We start from the raw sequence: 11,342 nt of genomic DNA on the forward strand, positions 1-11,342 counted from the left end.
GAATCCAGGGGAGTGGACACATGACGAATTGGACCCGGCGCGGCATGCTTGGCACCGGCACGGCGCTTGCGGCGGCCGCGATCATTCCGGCGCGGCACGCCGCCGCGCAGGACATGCCGGCGCATGAGCGGGAGCTGTATGCGGCGGCGCAGCGGGAGGGCGAGCTCACCTGGTACACCGGCCAGCTGCAGGCCGAACCCTCGGAGGCCGTGGGCCGCGCCTTCACCCAGCGCTATCCCGGCGTGCGCTGCAACGTGGTGCGCACCACGTCCCAGGTGGCCTTCCAGCGCCTGTCGCAGGATGCGCGGGCGCGCGTGGCGCAATGCGACGTCTTCAGCTCCACCGACTACAGCCACTTCACCTTCCTGAAGGGCGAGGGGCGGTTGATGGCCTACAAGCCGCAGAACGCGGCGGGCGTGGTGAAGGCGGCGCAGGATTCCGCCGATCCGGACGGGCATTTCCAGGTCACCTACCTCGCCCTCTACATGCTGGCGCGCCGCGCGGACCGGCTGAGCGAGGCGGAGGCGCCGAAAAGCTGGCGCGAGCTGACCGACCCGAAGTGGCGCGACAAGCTGGCGGTCGGCCATCCCGGCTTCAGCGGCGCCATCGGCAGCTGGGCCATCATGATGAAGGCCGCCTATGGCGAGCGCTACTTCCGCGAGCTGGAGCGCAACAAGCCGCAGATCGGCCGCTCCGCCGGCGACCCCGTCACCACGCTGAATGCCGGGGAACGGCTGGTGGGCGTCGGCATCCCGTCCGCCGCCACGCTGTTCAGCATCTCCCGCGGCAATCCGCTGGCGCTGATCTACCCGACGGATGGCACGCTGCTGGTGCCGGCGCCGAGTGCGGCCATCGCCAATGCGCCGAAGCCGAATGCGGCCAGGCTGTTCATGGAATTCGCCACCGGCCCGGCCTATTCGCGCACCGTGCGCGAATTCGCCGCCGAATCCCTGCGGCCGGAAGTGCCGCCGCCGGAGGGCTCCCGCCCGCTGGACGAGATCCGGACCATCACCCCGACGCCGCGCCAGGTCGAGACCGAGATGACCGCGGTGAAGGAGCTGTGGCGTGACATCTTCGGGGTCTGAGCGATGAGCGAGGCGCCCGCCCTTCCCCGTGCGGCGGCCGCGGCCGCGCAGCCGCGCCGCGCCGGCCGGCTCGCGCGGTTCGAGCCGGTGATGCTGCTCTGGATCCTGTTGATCGCGATCCTGCTGTTCCTCGTGGCCTTCCCGCTGGGCAAGCTGCTGGTGGTGAGCTTCGAGACGCGCGGCACCGGCGCCTTCACCCTGTCCAACTACCTGGCCGCCTATGGCCGCGCGCGCTACGTCGATGCGCTGGTGAATTCGCTGCGGCTCGGCCTCACCTCCGCCACCATCGCGGTGGTCATGGCGGTGCCGATGGCCTGGGCGGTGTCGCGCACCGACATGCCCTTCAAGGGGCTCACCTGGGCCGTGGTGCTCGGCGCCTTCATCCTGCCGCCCTATCTCAGCGCGGTGGGCTGGATCCTGCTGGCGGGGCCGAATTCCGGCTTCATCAACCTGGGCTGGCGCTGGCTGACCGGGGCGGATGGCGCGCTGGTCAATATCTACAGCTTCTCCGGCATGGCGCTGGTCATCGCGCTGAACGCCTTTCCGCTGGTCTTCATCTTCGTGAAGTCCGCGCTGGACCTCGTCTCATCCGAGATGGAGGACGCCGCGAATATCCTCGGCGCCGGCACCTGGACGGCGATGCGCAAGGTCTCGCTGCCGCTGGTCTGGCCGGCGATCATGGCGGGCTTCATCATCGTCTTTCTCGAAGCTATCGCGCTGTTCGGCACGCCGGCCATCATCGGCATCCCCGCGCGCATCAACGTGGTGACGACGCAGCTCTGGCAGTTCTTCGAATATCCGGTGCGGGTGGAGGTGGCCGCCGCCTATGCCATGCCCCTGCTGCTGATCACCGCCGGCATGATCGTGGTGCAGAAACTGATGCTGGCGCGCAAGGGCTATGTCTCGCAGACCGGCAAGGGCGGGGAGCGGCGGCCCATCAGGCTCGGCCCCTGGCGCTGGGTGGCCTTCGCCTGGTGCGCCATGGTCGGGCTGATGGCCGTCATCGCGCCGCTCTTCGTGCTGCTGCAGGCCAGCTTCGCCAAGGCCTGGGGGCGGGGCCTTGCCTGGGACAACCTGACGCTGGCCAATTATCGCCTGCTCATCTTCGAGCATGAGATGGCGATGACCTCCATCTGGAACACCATCTGGTTCTCCGCCACGGCGGCGACCATCGCCGTGCTGCTCGCGCTGCTGATCGCCTATATCGTCAACCGCAAGCTGGTGCCCTTCGGGGAGGCGCTGGGCTTCCTGGCCATGGCGCCCTTCGTCATCCCCGGCATCGTCATGGCGATCGGCTTCTACGCCGCCTATGCCTCGCCGCCCTTCGCGCTCTACGGCACCGCGGCGATCATCATCCTGGCCTTCGCGGCGCGCTTCCTGCCCATTGCCTATGCCAATTCCTCCTCCGCCATCCGCGCCGTGCATCCGGAGATGGAGGAGGCGGCGCGCATCCTGGGCAGCGGGCGGCTGCATGCGATCTGGATGATCACCGCGCCGCTGGTGCGCAAGTCGCTGCTGGGCGGCTGGCTCATCGTCTTCATCGTCGCCTCCCGCGAATTGTCGGCGGCGATCTTCCTGGTCGGTCCGCGCACGCGGACCATGTCCGTGCTGCTCTATGACCTCAGCGAGGCCGGCAATTTCGAGGTGCTGGCCGCCTTCGGCGGGCTGCTGCTGCTGGTGACCATGGTCTTCGTCGGCATCGGCATGAAGCTGGTCGGGCGTGACTTCATGCTGCGGAGAAACTGAGGATGTCGCGTCTCCAGATCCAGGGGCTGACCAAGGCCTATGGCCCCATCCGCGTGGTGGATGCCATCGACCTGACGCTGCAGGAGGGGGAGTTCGTGTCGCTGCTCGGCCCTTCCGGCTGCGGCAAGACCACCACCCTGCGCATGATCGCCGGCTTCGTCGATCCGCATGCGGGCAGCATCTCGCTCGACGGCCAGGTGATCTCCGCCCCCGGCGCGGTGCTGCCGCCGGAAAAGCGCGGCATGTCCATGATCTTCCAGAGCTATGCCATCTGGCCGAACATGACGGTGGCCGAGAATGTCGGCTTCGGCTTGAAGCTGCGGAAGCTGCCGGCCGAGGAGATCCGCAAACGCGTGCAGGAGATCCTGGAGGTGGTTCAGATGGGCCATCTGGCCGCGCGCTACCCGGCGGAGCTTTCCGGCGGCCAGCAGCAGCGCGTGGCGCTGGCGCGGGCCATCGTGGTGAAGCCCGCGGTGCTGCTGCTGGACGAGCCGCTGTCGAATCTCGACGCCAATCTGCGCGAGGAGATGCGCTTCGAGATCCGCCGCCTGCACGACGAATTCCGCATCACCACGGTCTATGTGACCCACGACCAGTCGGAGGCGATGGCCACCTCCGACCGCATCGCGGTGATGAATGCCGGGCGGATCGAGCAGGTGGATGCGCCGCACATGCTCTACACCCGGCCGCGCACGCGCTTCGTCGCCGGCTTCATCGGCCGCACCAACCTGCTGCCGGCGCAGCTCCGCAACGGCGAGATCGGCTTCGGCGGCATCGCGATGCAGGCCGGCCAGGTGCCGGGGTCTGAGACGGCGACAGGGGGCGATATCCTGGTCTCCGTCCGGCCGCAGAGCATCGGCCTGCACCGCGCGCCGCCGGGCGGCAGCGGCCCGGTGCTGGAAGGCGTGGTGGCGCAGCGCACCTTCCTGGGCGAGACCTGGGACTATGTGGTGCGCGCCCAGGGCAGCGACCTGCGCCTGCGCGCCACCGCGCCGCCGCTGCAGATTCATGACGTGGGCGAGCGCGTCTGGATGCAGTTCGACCCGCAGCAGATGGCCATGGTGGTGTAGCGCGCCGCCGGCCCGTCGCTACACTGGCCGGCATGCCGGCTTCCCGTTTCGTCGCTTCCATCGTCCTGGCGCAGGTGCTGGCGCAGATCGGCGCCTTCACCCTGCCGGCGCTGCTGCCCGGCTACCTCGCGCGCTGGCAGCTTTCCGCCACCGAGGCCGGCTGGCTGATCGGCGCCTTCTTCGCCGCCTATGTCGCCGCCGTGCCGGTGCTGGTGGCGCTGACGGACCGGCTGCCGGCGCGGCGCATCTACCTGCTCGGCACCGCCTGCACCGCGCTGTCCCATCTCGGCTTCGCGCTATGGGCGGAGGGTTTTTGGGTCGCGCTCGCACTGCGCGCCTTGGCGGGCATCGGCTGGGCCGGCTGCTACATGCCGGGGTTGAAGGCGCTGGCGGATCGGCTCGAAGGCGCGGCGCAGTCCCGTGCCGTGTCCTGGCATGCGGCGGGGGTCGGCATCGCCGGCGCGGCCTCCTTCCTCGTCGCCGGCACGCTGGAGGGGCTGGCGGGGCCGGAGGCCGCCTTCCTGTTCGGCGGCCTCGCCGCGCTGGCCGCCTTCGGCATCGGCGCCGCGGTGCTGCCGGATGCGCGGCCCACCCCCCGGCCGGGCGCGCTGCTGGATTTCCGGCCGGTGCTGCGCAACCGCGCCGCCATGGCCTGGATCGCGGGCTATACCGTGCATACCTGGGAACTGGCCGCGCTGCGGGCCTGGGCGGTGACCTTCCTGGCGCTGGTCATCGCGCAGCAGGGCGCGCCCGCCTGGCTGCCGGGGCCCAATGTTCTCTTCACCCTCGCGGGCCTGCTCGGCATCGCCGTCTCCATCCTGGGCAACGAGACCTCGCAGCGCTTCGGCCGTGGCCGCGTGGTGGCGGCGGCGATGGGTGCGGCGGCGCTGCTGGCGGTGCTCACCGGCCTGTCCGCCCTGGTCTCCGCACCGCTCGCCGTGGCCTGCGTGCTGGCCTGGAATGCGGCGATCTACCTCGACAGTTCGGCACTGACGGCCGGCACGGTGCAGGCGGCGGAGCCCGGCCTGCGCGGCGCGACCATGGGGCTGCACAGCATGTGCGGCTATGCCGGCGGCTTCCTCGGCCCGCTCGGCGTCGGCGTGGCGCTGGACTGGGCGGGGCCGGAGGCGCTGTCCGCCTGGGGCCTGGCCTTCGGCCATGTCGCGGTGGTGACGCTGCTGGGCCTGCTGGTCCTGCGCCGGCTTGGCCGCCCGGCCTGAGCCCCGCCGAATCCCCCCGGGATTGATGCGCCGCAAGGCGCCGGACGCGTCTGGCTGGCAGATTGGCGCCTCAGCCAGCGAGGATCGAGGGTGATGCTGACAGACGGGCGACCCGGCGCATGAGCCTTTCGGCCGGTTCCCATCCTGGCCCGGCCACGGCGCTGCCCTGGCTGGCGGGCTGCGCCGCCGGGCTTGCGGCCTGGGCGCTGGCGTATAGCCAGCTCATCCCGGTCTCAAGCTGGCTGGTCTCCCTGCTGCCGCTGGACCGGCACAGCCGGCTGGGCGAGGCGATCGCCTTCTTCCTGTATGACGTGCCGAAGGTGCTGCTGCTTCTGCTGCTGGTGGTCTTCGCCATGGGGGTGGTGCGTAGCTTCTTTTCCCCTCAGCGCACGCGGGCGCTGCTGGCAGGGCGGCGGGTGGGTGTGGGCAATGTGCTGGCGGCCGGGCTCGGCGTGCTGACGCCCTTCTGCTCCTGCTCCGCCGTGCCGCTGTTCATCGGCTTCGTCTCCGCCGGGGTGCCGCTCGGCGTCACCTTCTCCTTCCTCATCGCCGCGCCGATGGTGAATGAGGTGGCGCTGGGGCTGCTATTCGCGCTGCTGGGCTGGCAGGTGGCGCTGACCTACCTGGGCTTTGGTCTCGCCATCGCCATCACGGCCGGCTGGGTGATCGGGCGCCTGCACCTGGAATCCTGGCTGGAGCCCTGGGTGCTGCAGATCCATGCCGGCCCCGCCAGCCTGGAGGAAGCGGCGCCAGGCTGGCCGGACCGCATCCGCGCCGGGCTGGAGTCGGTGCGGGAGATTGTCGGCCGGGTCTGGCACTGGATCATCGCCGGCATCGCCATGGGCGCGCTGATCCACGGCTACGCGCCGGAGGCATTGCTCGCCGCGATCATGGGCAAGGAGGCCTGGTGGTCCGTGCCGGCCGCCGTGCTGATCGGCATCCCGATGTATTCCAACGCCGCCGGCATCATCCCGGTGGTGGAGGCGCTGCTGGGCAAGGGCGCGGCGCTCGGCACCGTGCTGGCCTTCATGATGAGCGTCATCGCGCTGTCGCTGCCGGAGCTCATCATCCTGCGCAAGGTGTTGTCGCCCCGGCTGATCGCGGTCTTCGTCGCGGTGGTCGGTGCCGGCATCCTGGCCGTGGGCCTCCTGTTCAACCGGCTCTTCGCCTGAGGGGTTTCGCCATGAAGGACGTGAAGGTGCTCGGTCCGGGCTGCAAGCGCTGCGACGCGGCGGTGCAGATGGTGCAGGATGCCGCGGCGCGGGCCGGGGTGCCGGTCACCGTCTCCAAGGTCACGGATTACGCGGCGATCGCCAGCTACGGCATCGCCGCCACCCCCGGCATCGTGGTGGATGGCAGGGTGGTGCATGCGGGCGGGCTGCCGAAGCCCGGCGACCTGGCGCGCTGGCTGGCGGGCTGAGGGTCAGCGCGCCCGGGCGAGCAGGCGCTTGGCGCGGTCCACCACCGGCAGGTCGATCATCGCCCCTTCGAAGGCCACCGCGCCCTGGCCTTCCGCCTCTGCAGCTTCGAAGGTTGCGATCAGCCGGCGGGCGCGGTCCACTGCCTCCGGGCTCGGGCCATAGACCTCGTTGATCACGGGCACCTGGGCCGGATGGATGCAGGCAGCGCAGCCGAAGCCGAGCGCGCGGGACCGGCGCAGCGCGGCGCGGTAACCCTCGGGATCGTCGAAGGCGGCGAAGGCGCCGAGCGATCCCATCGGCACGATGCCCGCCGCCCGCGCCGCCAGCAGTGCCAGCATGGCGGGCAGGTACAGGCTGTCGGCGGAGGGCACCGCCTCCATCTCCGTCGCCAGGTCCTCGCCGCCGACGCCGAGCGCCACCACGCGCGGATCGGCGCGGGCGATCTCGGGCAGGCGTGGCAGCGCCTCCGCCGTCTCGACGATGGCGAGGAAGCGCGTCGGCGCGCGGCTATGGCGGGCCTCGGCAGTGGCGGCCACTTCCGCCAGCAGGCGCAGATGCTCTGCGCCCATCACCTTGGGCAGCATCAGCGCGGTGGCGCCGGCGGCGATGGCGGCCTCGATATCCGGCACCGCCAGTTCCAGCGGCCGGTTCACGCGCACGCAGACCGTGGCGCCCGACTGGCCCACCTGCGCCGCCGCGGTCGCCAGCGCCGCGCGGGCTTCCGCCTTGCGCGCGGGCAGGATGGAATCCTCCAGGTCGAGGATCACCACATCCGCGCCGCGGGTATGCGCCTTGGCGACGAAGCGCTCGGCCAGCACCGGCACGAAGAGCAGCGACCGCCAGCGCGCGGGATGGTCGGTCATGACCGGTCCTCCGCCGTGGTGACGATGCCGGCTGCGATCATGTGGTCGATCGCCTCCTCCGCCACGCCGAGCTCGCGCAAGATGGTGCGGGAATCCGCGCCCAGGCGCGGCGCCGGCAGCGCATCCTCGCGCATGCCGCCGCCAAAACGGTTGGGCGTGGCGGTGCGGCGGATGCGGCCTTCGCTCGGGTGATCCTCCGGCGCGAAGAAGCCGGTGGCGGCGAGGTGCGGATCCTCCAGCAGATCGTCCAGGCTGTTATAGGCGGCGGCCGGCACATCCGCCGCGCCGAGGATCACCAGCCATTCCGCCGTCGTCTTCTGGCGCATCGCGGCCGCGCGGATCTTCAGATACTCGGCCGCATGCGCGGTGCGCGCGGCCGCCGACAGAAAGCGCGGATCGGTCTTCAGCTCCGGGCGCCCGATCGCGTCGAAGAAGGCGAAGGCCTGGGCATTGGTGTTCGGTCCCACCGTGATGTAGCCGTCGCTTGTCGGCACCGGGCGATAATCCGGGCTCAGCAGCCGCCCGTCGCCGAGCGGCCCCACCGGCGGGTCGAAGGTGCCGGCGCCGAGATGCTCGCTCATGACGAAGGAGGCCATGTTCTCGAACATCGGCACCTCGATCGCCTCGCCCACCCCGCTGCGCTCGCGGCGGAACAGGGCGAAGCCGATGCATTGCGCGGCGATCAGCCCGGTGATGTGGTCCGTCATCACCATCGGCACGAAGCGCGGCTCGCCCGTGGCGCGGTGGAAGGTGCCGGCGACGCCGGACAGGCTCTGGATGATCGGGTCGTAGGCCGGCCGGTTGAAATAGGGGCCGCCGCGGCCGAAGGCCAGGATCGAGCAATGAATCAGGCGCGGATTGATCGCGCGCAGCGCCTCCCACCCCAGCCCGGCGCGGTCCAGCGCATTGGGGCGGATATTGCTGACGAAGACATCGGCCGTCCGGATCAGCTCCAGCAGCGCCGCCTGGCCCTCGGGATGCTTGATGTCCAGCGCGAGGGACCGCTTGTTGCGGTTGAACTGCATGAACTTGCCGGACATTCCGGGGTTGCGGCTGCCCTGCGCCATGGTCCGCAGCAGGTCGCCGCCGCCGGGTGATTCCACCTTGATGACCTCCGCCCCCTGGTCGGCCAGGATGCGGGAGCAGATCGGGCCGACCACGACGGAGGTGAGGTCCACCACCCGCACGCCGTCCAGCGGACCGCCGCTCATGCGCCGAATTCCAGTTCCATCTCGGCCGCCAGCGTGCCGTCCGGCGCCGCCGCCCAGGCCGCCATCTTGCCGCCGACCGCTGCGGCGCCGGCCAGCGTCACGACCTGTCCGACGAAGAGTGGCCGCCGCAGCCGCGCCGTATATCCCAGCAGCGGCCCCGGGGCGCGCTTCAGCGCGGCATCGACGATCAGATGCATGGTCAAGCCGCCATTCTGCACGGTGGCGGGATAGCCCTCCACGTCGCGTGCGTAATCCGCATCGTAATGGATGCGGTGGCTGTTCCAGGTGACGGCGGAGTAGCGGAAGACCAGAACGGGATCCAATTCCATCGCATCGGACCAGGCGGCATCCTCCGGCGCCGGCACCGGCGGCGTCGCCGCGCTTTGCGCGCCCGGCGGCACCGCCTCGCGGTACACCGCGTCGAACTCATCCACCGCCAGCACCATGCCGCGCGCGGCAATGGTCTGGCGCATGGTCAGCACCACGATCTGCCCCGTGCGCGCCTGCTTCGGCTCGATCGCCGCCACCGCAATTGTCTTGGTCGCGGCGTCGCCCACCTGCAGCGCGCCGTGGATGCGCGTGCGGCGGCCGGCGCCCATGCGGCGGGGCAATGGGATCGGCGGCAGGAAGGCGCCCTTGCGCGGATGCCCATCCGGGCCGATCTCGCTCTGCCGCGCGATATCGGCGAAGAACATCCCGAACCAATGCGGCGGCAGCGGGCTGCCCGGCCCGAAACTGTCGGGATCGAGGTCCAGCATGCCGGCGATGCGGCGCACCGCGGGCAAAGTGATCTCCTCGGCCACCACGCGGCTTCTGCCGATCCAGCCACGCAGTTCCGGCATGGCGGCGGCGACGGCGTCGCTCATGCCCGCGCTCACTGGGCCGACAGGTTCAGGCGCCGGATCATCGGCACCCAGAGATTGGCCTGCGCCAGCGCGCGATCCTCCGCCTGTTCCGGCGTATTGGGCGGCGCGGGGTCGGCGCCGACGCGGGCAAAGGCTTCCTGCAACTCGCGGGAGGCGAGCGCCTGGTTCAGCGATTCGTTCAGCCGCAGCACGATTTCGCGCGGCGTCTGCGCATGCGCCATCAGGCCGAAGAGGTTCAGCGCCTCATAGCCCTGCACCACCTCGCCGATCGCTGGCACCTCCGGCCAGTTCGGCGAACGCCGTGGGCTGGTGACGCCGAGCGCGCGGATCGCCGGATCCGCCTTCACCGGCTCCGCCTCCGGCAGCCCCACCAGCCGCGCCTGGACGCGGCCGGCCAGCAGGTCCGTCATGCCCTGGGTGCTCTGCCGATAGGGCACGTGGATCAGCTCGATCCCCGCCTTCTCGCTGAGCAGCTCCATGGAGAGATGCGTGGTCGCGCCGATGCCGGAGGAGGCGTAGTTCAGCCGGCCGGGATTCGCCTTCGCATAGGCGACGAATTCGGAAAGGTTGCGCGCCGGGACGCTGGAATGCACCAGCAGGATATTCGGCGTGGTGGCATAGAGGCCGATGGTCACCAGGTCCCGCGCATGGGCGAAGGGCAGGTTGGGGCGCAGCGCCTCGTTGATCGCCTGGGTGTTCCGCGTGCCGACCAGCAGCGTGGTGCCATCGGGCGGCGACCGCACCACCGCCTCCGCCGCCACCACGCCGGCGGCACCCGGGCGGTTGTCCGGCGTCACCGCCTGGCCGAGGTTGCGCGACATGGCATCGGCCACCAGGCGGGCCACCACATCGGTCTGCCCGCCGCCGCCATAGGGGATCATCATGCGGATCGGCCGGTCCGGCCAGGCGGCGCGCGCCAGGCGCGGGGCCGCCAGCAGGCCGGCGGCGGTGCCCAGCAGGGTGCGGCGGTGCAGCATCGGTTTCCTCCATCCCGTTTTGCCGCAGTCTAGACGCGCCGCGCATGGCGTGGTGCATCGCATATGTGATGTTGTCGGGAGGGTGCCCGTGCCGCGCGAAGGCTTCGTGAAATCCGCCCAGCGGACGCTGGAGGTGCTGGAGCTCTTCGCCGGCACGCATCGCGCGGCGACGGTGGCGGAGGTGGCGCGCGACCTCGGCTATCCGCAATCCAGCACCTCCATCCTGCTCGCCGACCTCGCCCGCCTCGGCTACCTGGAACAGGATTCCGAAAGCCGCGCCTATCGGCCGACGCTGCGCGTCATGCTGCTCGGCGGCTGGATGCAGGACCGGCTGCTGGGGGAGGGCAGCCTGTTGCGGCGGATGGAACGGCTGCGCGCGCGGCATGACGTGACGGTGCTGATCGGCATGCAGGCCGGCGCGCGGGTGCGCTATATCCTGACGCTCCGCCGCCCCGCCGCCGGCCTGCATATGCGCGCGGGCATGACGCGCGCCATCGGCCGCGCCGCGGTGGGCAAGGCGCTGTTGATGCTGAAGAGCGATGCCGAGGCGCAGCGCATCCTGCGCCGCGCCAATGCGGAGGAGGCGGAGCCCGCCCGCCGTGTCGATATCGCCGCGGTGATGGCGGATCTGCGCGCCGCCCGCCTGCGCGGCTGGCTGGAAAGCGGCGGCGCCGTCGTGCCGGGCCAGAATGTCATCGCCATGCCCCTGCCGCCGCTGGCCGATCATCCGCCGCTGGCCATCGGCCTCGGCACGACGGAGGCCGAGGTGGCGCGGCGGCGCGACAGCCTGGTGGCCGCGCTGCGCGAGGTGCATGCGGCGCTGGCGCGGGAGGCTGCGCCCCAGGAGGCGCGACGACGTGGTGGTTGACCCTCCCCGGCCCGC

At 71.0% G+C, this 11,342-nt stretch carries 11 protein-coding genes; 7 read left to right on the forward strand and 4 right to left on the reverse strand.

From position 1 onward, the window contains the following. Nucleotides 1-20: 20 nt before the first annotated feature. From ACTIF1_RS05500 to ACTIF1_RS05525, 6 genes are all read left to right on the forward strand, one after another. A complete protein-coding gene (locus ACTIF1_RS05500) occupies nt 21-1,085 on the forward strand; it encodes an ABC transporter substrate-binding protein (RefSeq protein WP_439595382.1) in 1,065 nt (354 codons plus the stop codon). Between the two features lie 3 nt (nt 1,086-1,088). Next, nucleotides 1,089-2,831 (forward strand): ABC transporter permease, encoded by a 1,743-nt coding sequence (locus tag ACTIF1_RS05505; protein ID WP_439595383.1) that lies wholly within the window; start codon nt 1,089-1,091, stop codon nt 2,829-2,831. 2 nt (nt 2,832-2,833) lie between these two features. Continuing rightward, on the forward strand, nt 2,834-3,901 hold the full coding sequence (locus ACTIF1_RS05510; protein WP_439595384.1) for an ABC transporter ATP-binding protein: 1,068 nt from the start codon (nt 2,834-2,836) through the stop codon (nt 3,899-3,901). Between the two features lie 32 nt (nt 3,902-3,933). Then, a complete protein-coding gene (locus ACTIF1_RS05515; RefSeq protein ID WP_439595385.1) occupies nt 3,934-5,121 on the forward strand; it encodes an MFS transporter in 1,188 nt (395 codons plus the stop codon). Nucleotides 5,122-5,240: 119 nt separating this feature from the next. Continuing rightward, on the forward strand, nt 5,241-6,293 hold the full coding sequence (locus tag ACTIF1_RS05520) for a permease (protein ID WP_439595386.1): 1,053 nt from the start codon (nt 5,241-5,243) through the stop codon (nt 6,291-6,293). Nucleotides 6,294-6,304: 11 nt separating this feature from the next. Continuing rightward, nucleotides 6,305-6,541 carry a thioredoxin family protein gene (locus ACTIF1_RS05525; RefSeq protein WP_439595387.1) on the forward strand — a complete coding sequence of 79 codons (237 nt, stop codon included), beginning with the start codon at nt 6,305-6,307 and terminating at the stop codon, nt 6,539-6,541. A gap of 3 nt (nt 6,542-6,544) precedes the next feature. On the opposite strand, the gene ACTIF1_RS05530 is transcribed toward ACTIF1_RS05525, so the two are convergent. Genes ACTIF1_RS05530 through ACTIF1_RS05545 form a run of 4 tightly spaced genes read right to left on the reverse strand, consistent with a single transcriptional unit; the run spans nt 6,545 to nt 10,459 of the window. Beyond that, the gene (locus ACTIF1_RS05530; RefSeq protein ID WP_439595388.1) at nt 6,545-7,405 is read right to left on the reverse strand and encodes an HpcH/HpaI aldolase/citrate lyase family protein; all 861 of its coding nucleotides are present in this window, start codon (nt 7,403-7,405) and stop codon (nt 6,545-6,547) included. Further along, complete coding sequence (locus ACTIF1_RS05535; protein ID WP_439595389.1) at nt 7,402-8,616, reverse strand: CaiB/BaiF CoA transferase family protein; 1,215 nt, start codon at nt 8,614-8,616, stop codon at nt 7,402-7,404. The genes ACTIF1_RS05530 and ACTIF1_RS05535 overlap by 4 nt, the downstream gene beginning before the upstream one ends. After that, nucleotides 8,613-9,482, reverse strand: coding sequence for an FAS1-like dehydratase domain-containing protein (locus ACTIF1_RS05540; protein WP_439595390.1), 870 nt, complete (start codon nt 9,480-9,482; stop codon nt 8,613-8,615). Before ACTIF1_RS05540 ends, ACTIF1_RS05535 begins: the two co-directional genes overlap by 4 nt. Nucleotides 9,483-9,490: 8 nt before the next feature. After that, complete coding sequence (locus ACTIF1_RS05545; RefSeq protein WP_439595391.1) at nt 9,491-10,459, reverse strand: Bug family tripartite tricarboxylate transporter substrate binding protein; 969 nt, start codon at nt 10,457-10,459, stop codon at nt 9,491-9,493. Between the two features lie 88 nt (nt 10,460-10,547). On the opposite strand from ACTIF1_RS05545, the gene ACTIF1_RS05550 reads away from it, so the two are divergent. Continuing rightward, the gene (locus tag ACTIF1_RS05550; RefSeq protein ID WP_439595392.1) at nt 10,548-11,327 is read left to right on the forward strand and encodes an IclR family transcriptional regulator; all 780 of its coding nucleotides are present in this window, start codon (nt 10,548-10,550) and stop codon (nt 11,325-11,327) included. Nucleotides 11,328-11,342 lie beyond the last annotated feature (15 nt).

The sequence above is a fragment of the Falsiroseomonas sp. genome (assembly GCF_051860665.1).
GTDB lineage: Bacteria > Pseudomonadota > Alphaproteobacteria > Acetobacterales > Acetobacteraceae > Falsiroseomonas.

Coding starts and splice junctions, on each gene's coding strand:
- ACTIF1_RS05535 (WP_439595389.1), bottom strand. CDS start 8,616: ATGAGCGGCGGTCCGCTGGACGGCGTGCGGGTGGTGGACCTCACCTCC.
- ACTIF1_RS05515 (WP_439595385.1), top strand. CDS start 3,934: ATGCCGGCTTCCCGTTTCGTCGCTTCCATCGTCCTGGCGCAGGTGCTG.
- ACTIF1_RS05540 (WP_439595390.1), bottom strand. CDS start 9,482: ATGAGCGACGCCGTCGCCGCCGCCATGCCGGAACTGCGTGGCTGGATC.
- ACTIF1_RS05510 (WP_439595384.1), top strand. CDS start 2,834: ATGTCGCGTCTCCAGATCCAGGGGCTGACCAAGGCCTATGGCCCCATC.
- ACTIF1_RS05520 (WP_439595386.1), top strand. CDS start 5,241: ATGAGCCTTTCGGCCGGTTCCCATCCTGGCCCGGCCACGGCGCTGCCC.
- ACTIF1_RS05525 (WP_439595387.1), top strand. CDS start 6,305: ATGAAGGACGTGAAGGTGCTCGGTCCGGGCTGCAAGCGCTGCGACGCG.
- ACTIF1_RS05545 (WP_439595391.1), bottom strand. CDS start 10,459: ATGCTGCACCGCCGCACCCTGCTGGGCACCGCCGCCGGCCTGCTGGCG.
- ACTIF1_RS05500 (WP_439595382.1), top strand. CDS start 21: ATGACGAATTGGACCCGGCGCGGCATGCTTGGCACCGGCACGGCGCTT.
- ACTIF1_RS05505 (WP_439595383.1), top strand. CDS start 1,089: ATGAGCGAGGCGCCCGCCCTTCCCCGTGCGGCGGCCGCGGCCGCGCAG.
- ACTIF1_RS05530 (WP_439595388.1), bottom strand. CDS start 7,405: ATGACCGACCATCCCGCGCGCTGGCGGTCGCTGCTCTTCGTGCCGGTG.